Genomic DNA, 19,856 nt, shown 5'->3' with positions numbered 1-19,856 from the left:
TTGAACGTTCTGCTCGATGGTCCGCGCTTCAGGTTGAGCATTGCGCTTCTGATCGCGGTCGCTGCGTGGATGATCCTGCTGACTCATGTCATGAGCCGATTGTCGCAGCCGTCGCCGCAAAGTCCTGTGCAAGAGCCGCCACCCGTGGAGATGCGTCTTGTCGAAATCACGCCGCCTGCTGTGCTTGAGCCCGCGCCTGCCCACAACGAACCCTCAGCGAAACCCCTTCATGCACGGCCGAGTCCAGCGCCAATTCACGCGAGAGAGCCGCGCGTGACACGCTTGCCGGCGATCGAACACGCCATCGACAAGACTGAAGCGCCTCCACATTCCGAGGAACCCGCGCCGTCACCGCCGGCACCGGAGAGCGATAAGTCCGCAGCCCCCGCAAGCTCCACCGCGCGGGTCATCAATCAGCCCATGCCCTCTCTTCCCGATGATCTTCGCGAAGACGCCTTTCAAGCTGTGGCGATCGCCCGTTTCGATGTCCATGCGGACGGAAGCGTGGACGTCGAACTATCGAAACCGACGTCCAATCCGCGCCTGAACGCGTTACTGCTGGACGCACTGCGTAAGTGGCGTTTCTTCCCCGCGATGCAGGACGGCCATGCGGTCGAAAGCCATCAGGATGTTCGCGTTCATTTCAACATCAGCTGATGCGCGGCCATGCCGCGTTGTCATCATGCGCTGCACTCGATGTAATCCGCTCGGCCAGTCCCGCGTCGTAGCTCGAATGCACATGGGTGCGCTTCTTGTCGGGGTACGCGTATGTGTACGCCTTTCTCAACGCGAGCGATGCTTCGTGAAACCCCGAGAGAATCAGCTTCTGCTTGTTCGGATAGTTCGCGATATCCCCTACCGCAAAAATCCCCGGCCGCGAGCTCTCGTAGTTCGATGTATCGACATTGACGCGGCCACCCGCGATCTCGATACCCCACTTCGCGATCGGTCCGAGATCTGCAACGAGGCCGTACAGCACCACGAGATGATCGGCATCGATCTGCGCTGCGCCGCCGATCTGTCGGATCTCGATGGACGCGAGCTTGTCATCGAGCATCTGCAGCCCGGCGATCGAGCCGACCATGAACTCCATCTCGCCGGCATCGACCGCACGCCGCATCTGATCGACGCTCGATGCCACCGCGCTAAACCCATTGCGCCGATGCACCAGCACCACGCGCCGCGCAAGCTTGCGCAAGGCCAGCGCCCAGTCGAGCGCCGAGTCGCCGCCGCCGGCGACCACGACGGTTTTATCGGCGAAGTCCGCGAGCGAGCGCACGCTGTAATGCACGAATTCATTTTCCAGCGGTGTGGCTTCCGGCAGAGCAAGACGCTGCGGCACGAACGCGCCGTTGCCGGCCGCGAGCATGATGGCGGCGGTATCGAAGACGAGGCCCTGACCTGTTGTCACGGTCCATCGGCCATCGTCGCGTTGGTCGACTGTTTCGACGCGCTGGTTCAGATGGATAGGCGGATCAAACGGACGGCACTGTTCCATCAGCCGGTCGACGAGTTCGCGTGCCGTACACGATGGAACCGCGGGGATGTCGTAGATGGGTTTGTCGGGATACAGCTCGATGCATTGCCCGCCAATGCGCCCAAGCGTGTCCACGATCTGGCACGACAAACCGACGACGCCCGCCTCGAACGCCGCAAAAAGTCCAACGGGACCGGCACCGACAATCAGGACATCGGTGCGGATCGGGGTACCGGTATGGGTGCCGTTCTCGAACGTCATTCAGTATCCTCTTCTGTGCTGCGTATCAGTGCATTGCGCATGACGACCACCATACAGAAGCAGCAGACGACCGGCAATGAAGGCACTATTGGCAACCGAGATATCGGTAATCGGTTAGCCGTGCAGGGAATATTGCGGGCTGCCTGGTGTTCATGGTAAGACGGCACCCCCCACTAACCTTAAAAGGAGCTTCGCTTAGTGCATCCTCTCGACAATCCGGCGTGGAACGCGCTCACCACCTTGCAACGCTCGGTCAGCTCGGGCAATGAATTGGCTCGCCGCTTCGAACCGTCCATATCGCCCATCGCAGCGGTCATGAATTCCGCCGATCCGGCTTGCTGGAGCGCACTGGCCGAAGTTGTAGGCGCCGGTTCGCTGGTTGGCGTTTTCGCCATCGACAAGGACGCGCCGCCCGAAGACTGGACTGTCGACTGGCGCTACACCTTCGCGCAGATGACATGCACGAGGGCGAGTTTCAAGGCACCCGCACGCGCGGCTGCTCACCCGTCAATGCGCGTACTCACCCTCGCCGATGGCAACGCCATGGTCGAACTCGCGGCGCTCGCACAGCCCGGCCCGATGGAAGCTCGAACGGTCACACTAGGCCGGTATCTCGGCATTTTCGATGACGACGACAAGCTCATTGCAATGGCTGGGGAGCGGATGCGGCTCGACGGCGCAACCGAGGTAAGCGGCGTATGCACGCATCCTGAGCATCGAGGCAAGCGCTATGCGCAGCTACTGAGCGCGGCAATCACGGAGACCATCCTCGAGCGTGGCGACACCGCGTTTCTTCACGTGAGAGACGGAAACACCGGCGCAGCCAGCGTGTATGAAAAGCTCGGATTCGGAGTCCGTGCCGTGTTCGATATTGCCGCAGTCACGAAGCGCTAGACGCGCAACCTGACCCATGCCCCCGGCTCGATGTGACCCTCCGGGCATGATGATTGCGGGGCAGCGCTTGTTTCTATAAAAGTCACATCCATGCGCATCGCCGAAATTTCGACTTTTTTGAAAGCTTGCGCGCCCCGCCCGGGCGCTCCGCCGATATGTATGCCTTTCGCGTCGCCATGTTCGACGGCGCGATAGCCGCATCAAGTCGATCCGGCATAGCGTATTCCACACCGGTTACCCTTCCCGTCATGCAATTTCCTTGGCACCGTTCTGCCAAGAACCGCTAGAGGCTACAACCCGAGGTGCGTAAATGAACACGAACTCTCCGGCAGCGCGATCCCCTGTCGCGTCATCTCCCATCGTAAAGTGGCTCACCATTGCGTTTTTGTTGCTGTCGGGGATTTACCTCGTGGCAATGGGTATCTGGCTGATCGCAATCGGAGGGTCGCCTTATTACGTGATCGCCGGACTTTTCATGCTGGCGGTCGCTTATCTCGTCTGGCGACGAAGCACATCGGCGCTTTATCTTTATGCGCTGCTGCTCTTTGGCACATTGATATGGGCGGTCATCGAGGCGGGGTTCGACTTTTGGGCGCTGGCGCCGCGCCTGGACGTACTGGTTATCGCCGGCGTCTGGCTGTTGCTTCCATTCACCTATCGCCTGTTTGCGACGCCCGTAAAGAAAGGCGGCCTGACGCTCGCTGCAGCGGTGGTGCTTAGCGGCATCGCCCTTGCATATGCCGCGTTCAACGATCCGCAGGAAATCAACGGCACCGTGCAGGCGCAGGCAGACAGCGCGCCGGCAGCGGCCGCCTCCCGGCCGGGCGATTGGCTCGCCTACGGCAATACGCAAGCTGGAACGCGATATTCGCCGCTCACGCAGATCAACAGCAAGAACACGGGCACCTTGAAAGAGGCCTGGACGTTTCGCACCGGCGACATGAAAGGGCCGAACGATCCGGTCGAGATAACCAACGAAGTAACTCCGCTGGCAGTCGATGGAACGCTGTTCTTCTGCACGCCGCATCAGATTGCGATCGCGCTGGATGGAGCGACAGGCAAGGAGAAATGGCGTTTCAACCCGGACCTCAAGCCTGATCCCAGCTTCCAGCACGTAACATGCAGAGGCGTCTCCTACCACGAGACCGCCGCCGCATCGCAGGCGCGCGAGACCAGCAGCGCAGCGGCCCTGCCCGCGTGCTCGCGCCGGATCATCCTCCCGGTGAACGATGGCCGCCTGTTCGAACTCGATGCCGCCACCGGTCAGCGCTGTGCCACCTTCGCCGAAAACGGCGTGCTCGATCTGCAGCATCTGCAGCCGGTCAAGACCCCTGGTCAGTATGAGCCCACGTCGCCGCCGATCATTACATCGAAGGTCATCGTCGTTGCGGGTGCCGTCACCGACAACTATGGAACGCGCGAGCCGTCCGGCGTGATACGCGGATTCGATGTGGACACGGGCAAACTTCTTTGGGCGTTCGATCCCGGCGCGTCCAACCCCAACGCAATTCCTGGCGACCAGCATAGTTACACGATGAACTCGCCAAACTCATGGGCTCCCTCAGCCTACGATCCGAAACTCGATCTCATCTATCTGCCGATGGGCGTAACGACTCCCGACATCTGGGGCGGCCATCGCACGCCCGATCAGGAGCGCTACGCGAGCGGACTGCTTGCGCTGAATGCAACGACAGGCAAGCTTGCCTGGTTCTATCAAACCGTCCACCACGACTTGTGGGACATGGACCTGCCGGCGCAGCCGACCATCGCCGATATCAAGGACAGCAGCGGCAACATCATCCCCGCGATCTATGCGCCGGCCAAGACGGGCAACATCTTCGTGCTCGACCGGCGCACCGGCAAGCTGATCGTGCCCGCACCCGAGCAACCGGTGCCGCAAGGCGCGGCTACGGGTGATCACGTGTCGCCGACCCAGCCATTCTCCGATCTCACGTTCAGGCCGAAGAAGAACCTGACCGGCGCGGACATGTGGGGCGCGACGATGTTCGACCAACTCGTGTGCCGCGTGATGTTCCATCGTTTGCGTTATGAAGGACCGTTCACGCCGCCTTCTGAGCAAGGAACGCTGGTGTTTCCTGGGAATCTCGGCATGTTCGAGTGGGGCGGACTTGCCATCGATACAGACCGGCGCATCGCTATCGCCAATCCGATCGCGCTGCCTTTCGTCTCGCGGCTCATTCCACGCGGGCCTAAAAATCCGATAGAGCCTCCCGCCTCCGGCCAGAGTGGTACGGGCACCGAAACCGGCGTCCAGCCGCAATATGGCGTGCCGTTTGGAGTGACGCTGAACCCGTTCCTGTCACCGTTGGGATTGCCGTGCAAGCAACCTGCGTGGGGTTATGTATCGGCGGTCGATCTGGGCACGAATGCGGTGATCTGGAAGAAGCGCATCGGCACGACGCGTGACAGCTCGCCCATCCCGATCCCGTTCAAGATGGGCATGCCGATGCTCGGCGGTCCAGTCACGACGGCGGGTCACGTGTTCTTTATCGGGGCGACTGCGGACAACTATCTGCGCGCGTTCAATACCGATACCGGCGAGCAGCTATGGGAAGCTCGCCTGCCTGCGGGAGGCCAGGCGACGCCGATGACGTATGAGGCCGGTGGTAAGCAGTACGTGGTCATCGCGGCAGGTGGTCATGGGTCGTTCGGGACCAAGCTGGGCGATTACGTGATGGCTTATGCGTTGCCGGATAAGCAGTGAGATGGGACTGCGCGCGATGCCGGGGGGCGTCGCGCGTTATAGCCAAACGATAGACTAAAGCTGCAGCCTAACTTCTATAGGTGTCCATTCCACTTTATGGCGAAAGAGATGCTGCTGAAAACTTCGAAGCTCACTCCCACTCAATCGTCGCCGGCGGTTTCCCCGAAATATCATAAACAACGCGATTGATCCCGCGAACCTCATTGATGATCCGGTTCGAAACATGCCCGAGCAGCTCATGAGGCAGATGCGCCCATTGCGCGGTCATGAAGTCCAGCGTCTGCACGGCGCGCAAGGCGACCACATACTCATAGGTCCGCCCATCGCCCATCACGCCGACACTTTTCACCGGCAGGAACACCGCGAAAGCCTGGCTCGTCAGCTCATACCATGACTTGCCCGATTCCTTATCGAACGTATTCCTCAACGTTTCGATAAAAATCGCATCCGCGTGACGCAACAGATCCGCGAACTCGCGCTTCACTTCGCCAAGAATCCGCACACCCAGCCCCGGACCCGGGAACGGATGCCGATAAACCATCGCTGGCGGCAGTCCAAGCTTCACGCCCAGCTCGCGCACCTCATCCTTGAACAACTCGCGCAACGGCTCCAGCAGCTTCAGGTTCAACGTCTCCGGCAAACCACCCACGTTGTGATGGCTCTTGATCGTGTGACCCTTCTTGCCCTTGCCCGCCGACTCGATCACGTCGGGATAAATCGTCCCCTGCGCGAGCCACTTTGCATCTTTCAGCTTGTTTGCTTCCGTCTGGAACACTTCCACGAACTCAGCACCAATGATCTTCCGCTTCGCTTCGGGATCGTTGACACCGGCAAGCTTCGACAAGAACACTTCGCTGGCATCGACGTGAATCACCTTCACGCCAAGGTGATCGGCGAACGTCGTCATGACCTGCTCGGCCTCGTTCAACCGCAACAAGCCGTGATCGACGAACACGCACGTCAGTTGCGCGCCAATCGCGCGATGCAACAGCGCCGCGGCCACCGACGAATCCACGCCGCCCGACAACCCGAGGATCACGTGTTCGTCGCCGACCTGGGCGCGGATCTTCTCGACGGCTTCATCGATGTAATGACCCATCTCCCAATCCGGCCGCGCTGCGCACAGTTCCAGCACGAAGCGATCGAGCATCGCGCGGCCCTGCACTGTATGCGTGACTTCGGGATGCCACTGCAGGCCGTAGAAATGGCGCTCGTCGTCGGCCATGGCGGCGATCGGGCAAGCCGGCGTCGATGCCATCAGCTTGAATCCCAAAGGCATGTCGGCCACCTTGTCGCCGTGACTCATCCACACTTTGAGCATGCCGTGACCTTCGGCCGTCTGGAAATCTTCGATGCCGTTCAGGAAACTCGTATGGTTATGCGCGCGCACTTCCGCATAGCCGAATTCGCGGACATTGCCGAGTTCGACCTTGCCGCCGAGCTGTTCGGCCATGGTCTGCATGCCGTAGCAAATGCCGAGGACCGGCACACCGAGATCGAACACGACTTGCGGGGCGCGCGGCGAATTCAGCTCGGTCACAGAGTTGGGTCCGCCCGACAAGATGATGCCCTTCGGCGCGAACTCGCGAATGAACGCTTCATCGACGTCGTACGGATGGATCTCCGAATACACGTGCGATTCGCGGATGCGCCGCGCAATCAGTTGGGTGACTTGGGAGCCGAAATCGAGAATCAGGATCTTGTCGTGCATGGCAGCGGCCAGAAGGCGAGTGAGCGGAAACGGTTGGCAAAACAGAAACGCGAAGCGGCGGGAACGGTGTCCCGCGCGTCGCGTCGCGCAGAAATATCAACGGCCGGCGTCTGACGCCGCTCGTCTTTGGAAACACTTGGAGCGGCACAGTTGCCGCTCACGACGTTCAATGCGGATCGCGGCGAATCGTGGCGCCCGTCACCGGATCGATGGCTTGTCCGGTCACCGGGTCGATTGCCCGGCCGGTCTCGGGATCGATCTTGTGACCGCTGCTTACCGGCTCGAACGCGCGGCCGGTCACAGGATCGAGCGAACGGCCCGTGGCCGGACCGATGGCATGTCCCGTGGCCGGATCAAACGCTGCATTCGCCGCAGGCCGGGCCGACGTAGACGGCCGCACCGCTTCACCCACGACAGGCTCCGTGTCCCAGCGCGGGTTTGCCGGCGCAACGGGGTCCGACGTCATGGGCGGCCGCACGGGCGTGCCCGCAGCACGCTCTTCAGCACGCGTCTTCGCTGCCTGCTTCTCGGCACGCTCGGCAGCAGCCGCACCGGCAATCGCCGCGCGCTCACGCCGCCGCACGGCGCCGGAGAGCCGGACGCTGCCGAGCCCCAATATCAGCAACGCGGCGCCGATCAGCGCGCCGAGCAACTGCCCGAAGCCGGTCACGTCCGACATCCGGAGCCCGAGCCACACAATCAGTATCAGGCCCGACAACCACTCCACATGCCCTGAAACCTTCGCCGCGGTCGCAGTGAGAGCGCCATCGATGGCCGCGTGAAACCCGAGCCACGCAAACCCGATCAGCGCCACACCCAGCAACTGGCCGATCAGAGGCGGCTGCACGCGCACGAGATGCATCGATTCCCACAAGGATCCCCATGGGCTCAGCAAAAACAGCACGCCAAACGCGAGGAAGATCAGTGCATTGACGACAAGTACAACGCGCAGCAGCGGTTTCATGGTCAGTCCACGTGGTAGTTGGGGGCTTCCTTCGTGATCTGGACGTCGTGCACGTGCGACTCGCGCATGCCGGCGCCCGTGATCTGGACAAACTCGGCCTTGTCGTGCATTTCGCCGATATTGCGGCAACCGCAATATCCCATGCTCGCCCGCACGCCGCCAATGACCTGAAACAGGATCGCATTGACCGAGCCCTTATAGGCGACCCGCCCTTCGATCCCTTCCGGCACCAGCTTGTCGATGTTCGCCGAGTTGTCCTGGAAGTAGCGATCCGCCGCGCCGTCCTTCATCGCGCCGACCGAACCCATGCCGCGATACGCCTTGTACTGGCGACCCTGGAACAGGAACACGTCGCCCGGGGACTCTTCCGTGCCGGCCAGCATGCTGCCCATCATCACGGCGTCCGCGCCGGCGGCAAGCGCCTTGCTGACATCGCCGGAAAAACGCACACCGCCGTCCGAAATCACCGGCACGCCCGAACCGCGCAATGCATCCGATACATTCGCCACCGCCGTGATCTGCGGCACGCCGACGCCGGCCACGATTCGCGTGGTGCAGATCGACCCCGGGCCGATACCCACCTTCACGCCGTCCGCGCCGTATTCCACGAGCGCCTTGGCCGCCGCGGCCGTGGCGATATTCCCGCCAATCACTTCAATGTGCGGATAGTTCTGCTTCACCCAGCGCACGCGTTCGAGCACGCCCTGGCTATGGCCGTGCGCCGTGTCGACTACGATCACGTCCACGCCCGCCGCCGACAGCAGATCCACGCGTTCTTCGTTTTCCGGACCGACACCGACTGCCGCCCCGGCGCGCAGCTTGCCGTGTTCGTCTTTACAGGCGTCCGGGTGTTCGGTTTGCTTGGTGATGTCCTTGACCGTCATCAGGCCGCGCAATTCAAACGCGTCGTTGACGACCAGCACCCGCTCCAGCCGATGGCTGTGCATCAGCGCCTTGGCTTCTGCGAGCGGCGTGCCTTCCTTGACCGTCACGAGCCGCTCGCGCGGCGTCATGATCTTGCGCACTTCGTCGTCGAGACGTTCTTCGAAGCGCAAATCCCGGTTTGTCACAATACCGATCAACTGCGGCCCTTCGACCACCGGGAAACCGGAAATGCCGTGCTGTTGCGTCAAGGCGATCACATCGCGCACTTTCATTTGCGGCGGAACGGTGATCGGATCGCGCACGACGCCGGATTCGAAACGCTTTACCTTCGCGACTTCGCGGGCCTGTTCGGCTGATGTGAGATTCTTGTGGATGATGCCGACGCCGCCGAGCTGGGCCATCGCGATTGCGAGCCGGCCTTCGGTGACTGTGTCCATGGCAGCGGACAACAGGGGCATATTCAGGGAAATCTTGCGGGTTACCTGAGTTTTCAGGCTGGTGTCGCGCGGGAGCACGTTGGAAAACGCGGGCACGAGGAGCACGTCATCGAACGTGAGTGCTTTCTGGATCAGACGCATGGCAAATCCTATGGGCGCAAAACCGAATTATACCGATAGTTCCCCGGATTTTCACTGCCCGAACAGCGGCTTAGGTCGCGTTTGACCTCTGCAGTGCAATTTATGGGCCTCGGCGCTCACGCCGCCTTTTCACTTTTTCGCTCGACTCAGGTTCAATCGAAGTTCGGTTTTGCGGAAGACCCGAGATGACGCGCTGCGCTCAGCGGGCTTCCTTTCGCGTCCAGCGCCGCCCTTCTATGGATCCGCCGCGTCGTGTCTTTTCAACCCGCCGTTGCCGCGCGACCTTGGGATCGACCTTCAGCGGCCGATAAATCTCCACACGATCAAAATCCGCAAGCACGACATCCAACGATTGAATTTTCCCGAAGACACCAACTTTCAGTACCCCGAGATCGATCTCCGGAAAACGGGCCAGCAGCCCGCTTGCATCGATAGCCTCCTGCACCGTCACGCCCTCAGCCAGCGAAAGCGCGCATACCGCCCCCTTGCCGTCCGGCAACGCGTAGCAAACCTCAATGGAAAGGTTCGTCACTTCCCATACCGCTGGTCGGCGCGCTTCACGAACGAATCCACGAACGTGTGCGCAATGTGACTGAAAACAGGCCCGATGATCTTCTCGAGAATGATGTTCGAAAATTCGTAGTGCAGCGCGAACTCGATCTTGCAGGCGTCCGCCCGCAACGGCGTGAAGCGCCAATACCCGGTGAACTTCTTGAAAGGCCCGTCGAGGAACTCCATATCGATACTGGTCGGGCGCGTTTGCACGTTACGCGTCGCGAAATGCTGCTTGATACCCTTGAAATTGATGTGGATCTTCGCTTCCATGCTGTGCTCGTCGTGGCGGCCTACCTCCACGCCGCCACACCAGGGCAAGAAATTCGGGTAATCGGGGACATCGGTGACGAGGTCGAACATCTGCTCAGCAGAATGTCGGATCAATACAGTTTTCTGAACATCTGCCATAAAGGGCGCAACGCGTGGCAAGAGTGGGAAGCTTTGCGGGCTTTACCGGGCCCGCGCTGCTAAAATCAGGATTTTAAACGAGTTGGGCACTTTTCATTCATGAGCATCATCGACAACAGAAAAGCCTTCTTCGATTACTTCATCGAAGATCGCTACGAGGCGGGGCTCGTGCTGGAAGGGTGGGAAGTCAAGGCCCTCCGGGCTGGTCGCGGCCAGATCAAGGAAGGCTACGTCATCATTCGTGACAACGAGCTGTTCCTGATCGGCGCACATATCAGCCCATTGCCCGAAGCCTCGACCCACATCCATCCGGATCCGGTCCGCACGCGCAAGCTGCTGCTGCATAGCGAAGAAATTTCCAAGCTCATCAGCAAGGTCGAGCAAAAAGGCCACACGCTCGTGCCACTGAACTTTCACTACAAAGGCGGCCGCGTGAAGTGCGAAATCGGCCTTGCCAAGGGCAAGAAGCTCCACGACAAGCGCGAAACCGAGAAGAAGCGCGACTGGGAACGCGAAAAAGCGCAAATCATGCGCGGCGCCAAGCATTGATCGAGGGCGTGCGCATGGCTGTCAGTATGGCAAAACAAAAAGGGCGTCGACTGGTTGAGTCGACGCCCTTTTGCATTCAGCCACAGTAAAAATCAGCTTTTGCGGATCACGCTACCCGGCGCGGCATCGCCCTTGATGATGGTCAGCGCGGACGCGATCATGGAACTCATCTCCGATAAATTCCCCGGCACGATCAGCGTATTGCCCTGCTTCGCAATGTTTCCGAACGCGGTGACGTATTGCTCGGCGACCTTCAGGTTCACCGCTTCCATGCCGCCCGCCGTCTGGATTGCCGCACCGATTTTCTCGATCGCCTGAGCATTTGCAACGGCCACCGCCAGGATTGCCGAAGCCTCGCCTTCTGCCTGGTTGATCTGCGCCTGGCGCTCGCCTTCGGACTTGTGAATGGCCGCTTCGCGCGCGCCCCAGGCAATGTTGATCTGCTCCTGCTTGCGACCTTCGGACGCAGCGATCACCGCCCGCTTCTCACGTTCCGCCGTGATTTGCGCCTGCATTGCGTGGAGGATCTCCTTGGGCGGGGTCAAATCCTTGATCTCGTAACGCAGCACCTTTACGCCCCAGTTTGCGGCTGCCTGATCGAGCGACGTGACAATACTGTGGTTGATGTAGTCGCGCTCTTCAAAGGTCTTGTCGAGTTCCAGCTTGCCGATAACCGAACGCAGCGTGGTCTGCGACAACTGCGTGATGGCATAGATGAAGTTGCTCGATCCGTACGATGCCTTCATGGCGTCGGTGACCTGAAAATACAGCACGCCATCCACCTGAAGCTGCGTGTTGTCGCGCGTGATACAAACCTGGCTCGGCACTTCGAGCGGAATCTCCTTGAGCACGTGCTTGTAGGCCACCCGATCGATAAACGGCAGCACGATCGTCATGCCCGGCGTCAACGTCGCGTGATAACGCCCCAGCCGCTCGAGCACCCAGGCATGTTGCTGCGGCACGATCTTGATCGTCTGCGCGGCAATCGCAATAACGATGATCAACAAAATTGCCCCGATGATAGTCACGTCCATCTCCACTCCTTAACAATGCATGTCCTGCTGATAAAGGCTTGAACCCCGGTCCAACATCTCAGCGCTTGGCAGCCACAACCAGTGTGTTGCCGGAAAACGCCGTGATCCTGTAGAGCTGCGCACCTTCCGTTTCCCCCGGCGCCAGTTCTATATCCCACTCGGCGCCGCGATACATCGCCCGCGCGCGGCCTTCGTGCCATTCGTTGACCTTCAACGTCTCGCCAATGTCTAGGTTCACGCCCGGATCATGCGATGCGTCCCGGCGCGCAGGACGCCCGAGCTTCGAACGCCGCAACACGGCTCCCGCGATCACCGCGACCAGCGCGGCCACGAGCAATTCGATCTCAAGTCCCGCTCCCACCAGATGCGCGATCCCGCCCGCCACAAATCCAAGCGCGATCATCAATAGATAAAACGTGCCCGACATCAACTCGAGCAAGACGAGCGCGCCGGCGCCGATCCACCAGAAAAATCCGTTAGCAGCCATTGCCTACCTCCTGACCCGCTCCAAACAAAAACACCCCGGATGGTGTCCGGGGTGTTATAGCACGCTTACGGTTTTGAAAGCTTGATAAAAAGCCTTCTTGCCAATGCGCGAACTGCCTGCAGCCTTACTTGTTCAACGCCTTCGCAAGCGTCTTCCACGTGTCGATGATCGTATCCGGATTGAGCGACATCGACGCGATGCCTTCCTTCGCAAGCCATTCAGCAAGGTCCGGATGATCCGAAGGACCCTGACCACAGATACCCACGTACTTGTTCAGCCGCAAACATGTTTCGATAGCGCGCTTCAGCATGAACTGCACAGCGGGATCGCGTTCATCGAAATCGACTGCGAGCAACTCCATGCCCGAATCGCGGTCCAGGCCCAGCGTGAGCTGCGTCAGGTCGTTCGATCCGATCGAGAAGCCGTCGAAGAATTCAAGGAACTCTTCAGCAAGGATCGCGTTCGACGGAATCTCGCACATCATGATCAGGCGCAGGCCGTTCACGCCGCGCTTGAGACCGAACTTCTCCAGCAGTCCAACAACCTTCTCGGCCTGCTTCAAGGTCCGCACGAACGGCACCATGATCTCGACGTTGTCGAGGCCCATCTCTTCGCGCACCTTCTTCAGCGCAATGCATTCCATCTGGAAGGCTTCAGCGAAGTCCTCCGAGATATAACGCGAAGCGCCACGGAAGCCGAGCATCGGGTTTTCTTCGTCCGGCTCGTAACGCGAACCGCCGATCAGCTTCTTGTACTCGTTCGACTTGAAGTCGGACAGGCGCACGATCACCGGCTTCGGATAGAACGCCGCGGCAATCGTCGCGATGCCTTCCGTCAGCTTGTCGACATAAAACGCACGCGGCGATGCATGACCGCGTGCGACGCTTTCCACAGCTTTCTTCAAATCGGCATCGATATTCGGATACTCGAGAATCGCCTTCGGATGCACGCCGATGTTGTTGTTGATGATGAACTCGAGCCGCGCCAGGCCCACGCCTGCGTTAGGCAGATGCGAGAAGTCGAAAGCCAGTTGCGGGTTGCCGACGTTCATCATGATCTTGACCGGAATCTCGGGCAATTCGCCGCGCTCGACTTCGGTTATTTCGGTTTCCAGCAGGCCGTCGTAGATCTTGCCTTCGTCGCCTTCCGCGCACGACACCGTCACCAACTGGCCTTCTTTCAGGAGATCGGTAGCATCGCCGCAACCGACGACTGCCGGCACACCCAGCTCACGCGCGATGATGGCCGCGTGACACGTGCGTCCGCCGCGATTCGTCACGATCGCCGATGCACGCTTCATCACCGGTTCCCAGTTCGGGTCGGTCATGTCCGCCACCAGCACGTCGCCGGGCTGGACGCGATCCATCTCGGACGGATCGTGAATCACGCGCACGGGACCCGCGCCGATCTTCTGGCCGATGGCCCGACCCGTTGCGAGCACGTTCGACTGGCCCTTCAACTTGAAGCGCATTTCAGCCTTGCCCGCGTTCTGGCTCTTCACCGTTTCAGGACGTGCCTGCAGGATGAAGATCTTGCCGTCGCGGCCGTCCTTGCCCCACTCGATATCCATTGGACGCTGATAATGCTTTTCGATGATCACCGCGTACTTCGCGAGCTGGATCACGTCTTCGTCGGTGATGGAAAAACGGTTGCGCTGCTCGTGCGATACGTCGACCGTCTTCACGCGACCGGCTTCACCGGCCTTCGTGAATTCCATCTTGATGAGCTTCGAGCCAATCGAGCGGCGGATGATCGGGTACTTGCCCTGTTCGAGCGTGGTCTTGAAGACGTAGAACTCGTCCGGATTCACGGCGCCCTGCACGACCGTTTCGCCAAGACCGTAGCTCGACGTGATGAACACGGCGTCCTTGAAACCCGATTCGGTATCGAGCGTGAACATCACGCCGGCTGCGCCCACGTCCGAGCGAACCATGCGCTGCACGCCTGCCGACAACGCCACTTCAGCATGCGTGAAACCCTTGTGCACGCGGTACGAAATGGCACGGTCGTTATAGAGCGACGCGAACACGTGCTTCATGCGATCGAGCACTTCGTCGATGCCGACCACGTTCAGATAGCTTTCCTGCTGACCTGCGAACGATGCGTCCGGCAAGTCTTCAGCGGTCGCCGACGATCGCACGGCAAACGACAGTTCTTCCGGGGAGCTCGCCTGAAGTGTGTCGAAGCCTTTGCGGATCAGTTCTTCGAGGCGCGGCTGCATTGGCGCGTCGACGATCCATTGACGAATCTCCTTGCCTGCTTCGGCCAAGGCTTTTACATCGTCTACGTCGAAGAGTTCAAGACGTTTGGCGATGCGCTCAGTCAGGTCGTTGTGATGCAGGAAGTCGCGAAATGCCTGCGCCGTGGTCGCAAAACCAGTCGGCACCTGCACGCCGGCTTCGGCGAGCTGGCTGATCATTTCGCCGAGTGAGGCATTCTTGCCGCCGACAATGTCGACGTCGGTCATTCGCAACTGCTCGAATGGAACTACATACGCCTGGTCCTTTGCAACGTTAGCTTCGTTAGTCATACAAGCCCCTAAGGTGGATGGAATTCACGATCATGCAAGTGGGCTCGATGCGGCCGCGTTGATTGGCAACGCGTACCGCAACCTGCATAACCTGTTTGATAAGCAACCGCATAAGACTTCCTGAGCCACGATGACGGTTCGGCCGAACTCGCCGCCACCAATCAAATTTGCTTTGAAAACCGAACAATTTCGCCCAGAACACGCGATCTATACGTAACTTCGTGCAATTCTCGGGCAGAACGTTCGCAATTGCTTATCGAACAGGTTGCCGCTATTCTACCGTGATGGCTCTCGAAATGTTCTATTGCGGGGCATAAATCCGCTGCGCAATGAGACCCTTCACACGTGTTACGTGTGGCGACGCACATCGGCGATAATCGCCTCATTCTTTCACGTCATTCAACGCTCACCACGCCGATGCCGCCAACCGTATTTATCGTTTCAGATGGCACCGGGATCACTGCCGAAACCTTCGCGCACTCGATCCTCTCCCAGTTCGATCAAAAGTTCCGGCTCGTGCGCGTGCCGTTCGTCGACTCCACGGACAAGGCGCATGCGACCATCGCGAAGATCAACGAGGCTGTTTCCCTCGATGGCCGCCGTCCGATCGTATTCACCACGCTGGTCGACAGCGAGTCCAACGAGATCGTGCAGCGTTCGAACGCGCTGGTGCTGAACATGTTCCAGACGTTCATCGAGCCGTTGGAAATCGAACTCGACATCAAGTCCACGCATGCAATGGGCCGCGTTCACCAGAACGCCGACACGGACGAGTACAAGAACCGGATCGAGGCGATCAACTTTTCGCTCGCGCATGACGATGGCCAGTCGAACCGCAACCTGGAAGATGCCGATGTCATCCTGGTCGGCGTATCGCGCAGCGGCAAGACGCCGACCTCCTTGTACCTGGCAATGCAGTACGGCGTGAAAGCGGCCAACTATCCGCTGATCCCGGAAGACTTCGAGCGCGGCCGGTTGCCGACGCCTCTGCTGCCGTATCGGGAAAAGATGTTTGGTTTGTCGATCGATCCGCAGCGGCTGGCCGAGATCCGCAACGAGCGCCGCCCGGGAAGCAAGTATGCCGCGCTGGAAAATTGCCGCTACGAAATCAACGAAGCCGAAGCGATGATGAAGCGCGAAGGCGTCAAGTGGTTGTCATCGACGCATAAGTCGATCGAGGAAATCGCCACCACGATCTTGCAGGAGATTCGCCTGGAGCGGCCTTCGTATTATTAGCAGGCGGCGACCTTCAGCAAAAAGCCGTTTCAACCTGCGTTGAAACGGCTTTTTTATACGCGTTGCTGCCGGCACTGCTCGAAGATGCACACCGCCGCAGCCGCCGCCACATTCAGCGACTCCATGCCACCGGGCTGTGGGATCGTCACGCGCAACGCCGCATGATCGCGCCAGAACGTCGAAACGCCCGCGCCTTCATTGCCCATCACCCAGGCCAGCGGGCCGGACAAATCGATGTCGTAGAGCGCCTTCGCGCCGTGCGAATCAGTGATGGTAACCCGCACTTCGGGTTCGAGCCGCGACCGCAGATCCGCTGCCTCGACATCCTCAAAGACGTTCAGCAGGAAATGCGCGCCCATGCCGGCGCGCAAGACCTTCGACGACCATGCGTACACCGTTCCCGGCGCACAGAACACGTGCTGGATCCCCGCCGCCGCCGCGCTCCGCAAGATGGAACCGACATTTCCGGCATCCTGAACCCCATCGAGCACGATGCAGGTTTGATCCACACGCACAGGCAAAACCGGCGCAATCCGGTCAACCAGCAACACCATGCCCACGCCGTGCACGACACCCGACAATTGCCCGAACAAGGCATCGGGCAACGTATGGACCCGTGTGGGATCGATGCGGGCAACGATCTCGCGCGCTTCATCGTGCTGCAACGCGCCTTCGGTCACCACGCAAGTCTCGGGCTGTCCGGCCGCTTGCAGATAGGCATCGGCGAGATGCAGGCCTTCCAGCAGCGCATGGCCGCTGCGGCGCTGCTGCGCCGTCGACCCGGCGAGCGCCTTCAACCGCTTGTAAAGCGGGTTGTCCCGCGAGGTTATGGATTTCACTTGGATTTAAAACGGAGGTGCGTCGATACCTGGCTCGGCACTGGCCGCCGCAGCAGCGGCTGCCGCGAGCAACTCCGGCGCGACGGGTGGCAGCACCACGCCAAATCGCGCATGCGCTTCGCGCACAGGCGCAAAAGAACGCCGATGATGCTCGCAAGGCCCATGGTCGAGCAGCGCCTTCAGATGCTGCGGCGTACCGTACCCGGCGTGAGCATTGAAGCCGTACACGGGGTGTGTATCGTGCAATTGGAGCAGCATGCGGTCACGCGTGACCTTGGCCAGAATCGATGCCGCCGATATCTGCGCAATCAGCGCGTCGCCGCCGATGACGGCAACGGAACGCATCGACAAAGTCGGGCACCGGTTGCCATCGATCTTCGCGACCGTCGGCGTGACCGACAGCCCTTCGACCGCGCGTTTCATGGCGAGCATGGCGGCGTGCAGAATGTTGATGGTGTCGATTTCCTCGACACTCGCCGATGCCACGCAATACGCCAGCGCGCGATCGATGATCTTCTCGTACAACTCCTCGCGCTTCTTGGCACTCAGCACTTTCGAGTCATCGAGGCCGCGAATCTTCGGTTTCGACGGATCGAAGATCACTGCCGCCGCAACCACCGGGCCGGCGAGCGGACCACGGCCGGCTTCGTCGACACCGCAAATGATGTCGGACGGGGAATCGAAGTCGAACTCCGGCTGATTCGCGCGCCTGACCACGCCCTTTACGACGATCTTAGCCATTACCGCGGCCTCCTCGTTTCCAGCACCTGCGCCACAGCCTCCGACGCCCGTTGCGCCGTATTCTGACGCAATACATGATGCATTTCGGTGAAGATTTCTGTGAGTGTCGCGCGGTTTGCGTTGTCGTTCAACTGCTTGAGCGTTGCATCGGCGAGCGCTTCGGGCGTGGCGAAATGCTGCAGGATCTCCGGCACGACAAAACGCCCCGCCAGAATATTCGGCAAGCCGACATACGGCAGATAACCCTGGCGCTGCATGATCTGGCCAGTCAGCCAGGGCACCTTGTACGAGATCACCATCGGCTTTTTCAGCAATGCCGCTTCGAGCGTCACCGTGCCGCTCTTGACCAGGATGGCGTCGGCGGCGGTCATCGCGACCTGGGCCTTGCCTTCCGTGATGGTCAACGCCAGATCCGGATGCGCCGCCACGAGCGGTTGCAGCAGTTCGCGCAACGCGGCGGTCGCCGCCGGCATCACGAATCGCACGCCGGGTTCGCGTTGCTGCATCAGCGCCATTGCATCGAAAAACGTCGGGCCGATCAGCGTAATCTCCGAGCGCCGGCTACCTGGCAACACGGCGATGATCGGACCACCCACGGTCAGACCCAGTTCGCGGCGGGCGGCATCGACGTCGGGGACGAGCGGGATTTCATCGGCAAGCGGATGGCCCACATAAGTGGACGCTATGCCCGCCTTTTCCATCAGCGCCGGTTCAAACGGAAACACGCACAGCATGTGATCGACGGCTTTGACGATCTTCTTGATCCGCCCGCCGCGCCACGCCCAGATCGACGGACACACGAAATGCACGGTCGGAATGCCGGCATCGCGCAACGCGTGTTCGAGACCAAAATTGAAATCAGGCGCATCCACGCCGATAAACACAGATGGCGGCTCGGCAAGCAACTGGCGCTTGAGCTCGTTGCGAATGCCGAGGATCTCGGGAATGTGCTTGAGCGCTTCCACATAGCCGCGGACGGTCAGCTTCTCCAAGGGCCAGTGGGCATCGAAACCGGCGGCCGTCATGCGCGGACCCCCAATGCCGCTGAACCGCGTACCCGCAGGCAAGCGCGCGTTCAGGCCGTCGAGCAGCGACGCGGCCAGCAAGTCACCGGACGGCTCGCCGGCGACCATCGCAACACGCAAGGGTGCGGGCGTGAGCGTCATCGGGCGCTCGGTCAACGGATGATGCCGCGCTGCGACGCGTCGATAAAATCAGCGAAAGCGGTGACCGGCGCATCGCCGTCGCCGCCTGCGGAAGCGAGTTCGCGCAACTGCATCTTCGCTTCTTCGAGCGTCGCGCCGCTCTTGTAGACCAGCCGATACGCCGAGCGCAGCGCCGAGATGGCTTCGGCCGAAAAACCGCGCCGACGCAGTCCTTCAACGTTGATGCCATGCGGTTCGGCCTTGTTTCCGGCCGCGATCACGAACGGGGGAATGTCCTGCACGAGCGCCGAAGCGCCGCCCAGCATGGAATGCGCGCCAATCCGCACGAACTGATGCACGCCCGACATGCCGCCGACGATCGCGTAATCGCCGATGATCACGTGGCCCGCAAGCTGCGCGTTGCTCGACATGATGATGTTGCTGCCCAACTGGCAGTCGTGACCGACGTGCACGTAGGCCATGACCCAGTTGTCGTCACCGATGGTGGTCACGCCCGTGTCCTGCATCGTGCCCGTGTGAATGGTCGTAAATTCGCGAATGGTATTACGATCGCCAATCACGAGCCGCGTGGGCTCGTCCTTGTACTTCATGTCCTGCGGCCGGCCGCCGACCGACGCGTAATGGCCGATGCGGTTATCGCTGCCGAGCACCGTATGGCCTTCAATCACGCTATGCGAGCCAATGGTCGTACGTGCACCGATCTGCACGTGCGACCCTACGATCGCGTACGGACCGACTTCGACGGATTCGTCGAGCTGCGCGCCCGGTTCGATGATCGCGGTAGGGTGAATCTTGCTCATGCGCCCTCGCTATGTG

General features: G+C 60.5%; 18 protein-coding genes. 5 read left to right on the top strand and 13 right to left on the bottom strand.

Annotated elements, in window-relative coordinates:
- Positions 1 to 657 carry an energy transducer TonB gene (locus AXG89_RS12215; RefSeq protein WP_062169813.1) on the top strand — a complete coding sequence of 219 codons (657 nt, stop codon included), beginning with the start codon at positions 1 to 3 and terminating at the stop codon, positions 655 to 657.
- On the opposite strand, the gene AXG89_RS12210 is transcribed toward AXG89_RS12215, so the two are convergent.
- Positions 650 to 1,738, bottom strand: coding sequence for an NAD(P)/FAD-dependent oxidoreductase (locus tag AXG89_RS12210; protein ID WP_062169812.1), 1,089 nt, complete (start codon positions 1,736 to 1,738; stop codon positions 650 to 652). The two genes, AXG89_RS12215 and AXG89_RS12210, sit on opposite strands and share 8 nt — an antisense overlap.
- A 198-nt stretch (positions 1,739 to 1,936) precedes the next feature.
- On the opposite strand from AXG89_RS12210, the gene AXG89_RS12205 reads away from it, so the two are divergent.
- Both AXG89_RS12205 and AXG89_RS12200 read left to right on the top strand, forming a co-directional pair.
- Positions 1,937 to 2,632 carry a GNAT family N-acetyltransferase gene (locus tag AXG89_RS12205; RefSeq protein WP_061999174.1) on the top strand — a complete coding sequence of 232 codons (696 nt, stop codon included), beginning with the start codon at positions 1,937 to 1,939 and terminating at the stop codon, positions 2,630 to 2,632.
- Positions 2,633 to 2,942: 310 nt separating this feature from the next.
- Positions 2,943 to 5,357 carry a glucose/quinate/shikimate family membrane-bound PQQ-dependent dehydrogenase gene (locus tag AXG89_RS12200; protein ID WP_062169811.1) on the top strand — a complete coding sequence of 805 codons (2,415 nt, stop codon included), beginning with the start codon at positions 2,943 to 2,945 and terminating at the stop codon, positions 5,355 to 5,357.
- 130 nt (positions 5,358 to 5,487) lie between these two features.
- Here the strand turns inward: AXG89_RS12200 and guaA are convergent, their stop codons facing one another.
- The 5 genes from guaA to AXG89_RS12175 all read right to left on the bottom strand — a co-directional run bounded on the left by guaA (position 5,488) and on the right by AXG89_RS12175 (position 10,458).
- Entirely contained in the window at positions 5,488 to 7,068 is a 1,581-nt protein-coding gene (guaA, locus tag AXG89_RS12195; RefSeq protein WP_062169810.1) for a glutamine-hydrolyzing GMP synthase, read from the bottom strand.
- Between the two features lie 166 nt (positions 7,069 to 7,234).
- Positions 7,235 to 8,032 (bottom strand): hypothetical protein, encoded by a 798-nt coding sequence (locus AXG89_RS12190; protein WP_062169809.1) that lies wholly within the window; start codon positions 8,030 to 8,032, stop codon positions 7,235 to 7,237.
- Positions 8,033 to 8,034: 2 nt separating this feature from the next.
- Positions 8,035 to 9,495, bottom strand: a complete 1,461-nt coding sequence (gene guaB / locus AXG89_RS12185; protein WP_061999170.1) for an IMP dehydrogenase — start codon at positions 9,493 to 9,495, stop codon at positions 8,035 to 8,037.
- A 199-nt stretch (positions 9,496 to 9,694) separates the two neighbouring features.
- Entirely contained in the window at positions 9,695 to 10,027 is a 333-nt protein-coding gene (locus AXG89_RS12180) for an RnfH family protein (RefSeq protein WP_062169808.1), read from the bottom strand.
- Positions 10,024 to 10,458, bottom strand: coding sequence for a type II toxin-antitoxin system RatA family toxin (locus AXG89_RS12175; protein WP_061999168.1), 435 nt, complete (start codon positions 10,456 to 10,458; stop codon positions 10,024 to 10,026). The genes AXG89_RS12180 and AXG89_RS12175 overlap by 4 nt, the downstream gene beginning before the upstream one ends.
- A 99-nt stretch (positions 10,459 to 10,557) precedes the next feature.
- Here AXG89_RS12175 and smpB point away from each other — a divergent pair, with 99 nt between their 5' ends.
- Complete coding sequence (smpB, locus tag AXG89_RS12170; protein ID WP_061999167.1) at positions 10,558 to 11,007, top strand: SsrA-binding protein SmpB; 450 nt, start codon at positions 10,558 to 10,560, stop codon at positions 11,005 to 11,007.
- Between the two features lie 92 nt (positions 11,008 to 11,099).
- On the opposite strand, the gene AXG89_RS12165 is transcribed toward smpB, so the two are convergent.
- From AXG89_RS12165 to ppsA, 3 genes are all read right to left on the bottom strand, one after another.
- The gene (locus AXG89_RS12165) at positions 11,100 to 12,041 is read right to left on the bottom strand and encodes an SPFH domain-containing protein (RefSeq protein WP_061999166.1); all 942 of its coding nucleotides are present in this window, start codon (positions 12,039 to 12,041) and stop codon (positions 11,100 to 11,102) included.
- A gap of 58 nt (positions 12,042 to 12,099) precedes the next feature.
- A complete protein-coding gene (locus AXG89_RS12160) occupies positions 12,100 to 12,528 on the bottom strand; it encodes an NfeD family protein (RefSeq protein ID WP_061999165.1) in 429 nt (142 codons plus the stop codon).
- 124 nt (positions 12,529 to 12,652) lie between these two features.
- Entirely contained in the window at positions 12,653 to 15,058 is a 2,406-nt protein-coding gene (gene ppsA, locus AXG89_RS12155) for a phosphoenolpyruvate synthase (RefSeq protein ID WP_061999164.1), read from the bottom strand.
- A 417-nt stretch (positions 15,059 to 15,475) separates the two neighbouring features.
- Here ppsA and ppsR point away from each other — a divergent pair, with 417 nt between their 5' ends.
- Positions 15,476 to 16,294, top strand: a complete 819-nt coding sequence (ppsR, locus tag AXG89_RS12150; protein ID WP_062000811.1) for a posphoenolpyruvate synthetase regulatory kinase/phosphorylase PpsR — start codon at positions 15,476 to 15,478, stop codon at positions 16,292 to 16,294.
- Positions 16,295 to 16,347: 53 nt separating this feature from the next.
- Here ppsR and AXG89_RS12145 read toward each other — a convergent pair whose 3' ends face one another.
- The 4 genes from AXG89_RS12145 to lpxA are packed head-to-tail and all read right to left on the bottom strand — an operon-like array spanning position 16,348 to position 19,840.
- Positions 16,348 to 17,133 carry a TrmH family RNA methyltransferase gene (locus tag AXG89_RS12145; RefSeq protein ID WP_062169807.1) on the bottom strand — a complete coding sequence of 262 codons (786 nt, stop codon included), beginning with the start codon at positions 17,131 to 17,133 and terminating at the stop codon, positions 16,348 to 16,350.
- A 6-nt stretch (positions 17,134 to 17,139) separates the two neighbouring features.
- Positions 17,140 to 17,874: a ribonuclease HII gene (rnhB, locus tag AXG89_RS12140; RefSeq protein WP_061999162.1), complete on the bottom strand. Its 735-nt coding sequence runs from the start codon at positions 17,872 to 17,874 to the stop codon at positions 17,140 to 17,142.
- Entirely contained in the window at positions 17,874 to 19,040 is a 1,167-nt protein-coding gene (gene lpxB / locus AXG89_RS12135) for a lipid-A-disaccharide synthase (RefSeq protein ID WP_062000810.1), read from the bottom strand. The genes rnhB and lpxB overlap by 1 nt, the downstream gene beginning before the upstream one ends.
- Positions 19,041 to 19,051: 11 nt before the next feature.
- Entirely contained in the window at positions 19,052 to 19,840 is a 789-nt protein-coding gene (gene lpxA, locus AXG89_RS12130) for an acyl-ACP--UDP-N-acetylglucosamine O-acyltransferase (RefSeq protein ID WP_061999161.1), read from the bottom strand.
- Positions 19,841 to 19,856 lie beyond the last annotated feature (16 nt).

The sequence above is a fragment of the Burkholderia sp. PAMC 26561 genome, from assembly GCF_001557535.2.
GTDB lineage: Bacteria > Pseudomonadota > Gammaproteobacteria > Burkholderiales > Burkholderiaceae > Caballeronia.
Note: the sequence above shows the minus strand (reverse complement) of the source record. Positions and strands in the feature narration are given on the sequence as shown.

What these genes read in the sequence shown, in the direction of transcription:
- AXG89_RS12200 (WP_062169811.1), top strand. Translation starts at nt 2,943, where the DNA reads ATGAACACGAACTCTCCGGCAGCGCGATCCCCTGTCGCGTCATCTCCC.
- AXG89_RS12210 (WP_062169812.1), bottom strand. Translation starts at nt 1,738, where the DNA reads ATGACGTTCGAGAACGGCACCCATACCGGTACCCCGATCCGCACCGAT.
- guaA (WP_062169810.1), bottom strand. Translation starts at nt 7,068, where the DNA reads ATGCACGACAAGATCCTGATTCTCGATTTCGGCTCCCAAGTCACCCAA.
- guaB (WP_061999170.1), bottom strand. Translation starts at nt 9,495, where the DNA reads ATGCGTCTGATCCAGAAAGCACTCACGTTCGATGACGTGCTCCTCGTG.
- ppsR (WP_062000811.1), top strand. Translation starts at nt 15,476, where the DNA reads ATGCCGCCAACCGTATTTATCGTTTCAGATGGCACCGGGATCACTGCC.
- AXG89_RS12160 (WP_061999165.1), bottom strand. Translation starts at nt 12,528, where the DNA reads ATGGCTGCTAACGGATTTTTCTGGTGGATCGGCGCCGGCGCGCTCGTC.
- AXG89_RS12190 (WP_062169809.1), bottom strand. Translation starts at nt 8,032, where the DNA reads ATGAAACCGCTGCTGCGCGTTGTACTTGTCGTCAATGCACTGATCTTC.
- rnhB (WP_061999162.1), bottom strand. Translation starts at nt 17,874, where the DNA reads ATGGCTAAGATCGTCGTAAAGGGCGTGGTCAGGCGCGCGAATCAGCCG.
- AXG89_RS12175 (WP_061999168.1), bottom strand. Translation starts at nt 10,458, where the DNA reads ATGGCAGATGTTCAGAAAACTGTATTGATCCGACATTCTGCTGAGCAG.
- ppsA (WP_061999164.1), bottom strand. Translation starts at nt 15,058, where the DNA reads ATGACTAACGAAGCTAACGTTGCAAAGGACCAGGCGTATGTAGTTCCA.
- lpxA (WP_061999161.1), bottom strand. Translation starts at nt 19,840, where the DNA reads ATGAGCAAGATTCACCCTACCGCGATCATCGAACCGGGCGCGCAGCTC.
- lpxB (WP_062000810.1), bottom strand. Translation starts at nt 19,040, where the DNA reads ATGACGCTCACGCCCGCACCCTTGCGTGTTGCGATGGTCGCCGGCGAG.
- AXG89_RS12165 (WP_061999166.1), bottom strand. Translation starts at nt 12,041, where the DNA reads ATGGACGTGACTATCATCGGGGCAATTTTGTTGATCATCGTTATTGCG.
- smpB (WP_061999167.1), top strand. Translation starts at nt 10,558, where the DNA reads ATGAGCATCATCGACAACAGAAAAGCCTTCTTCGATTACTTCATCGAA.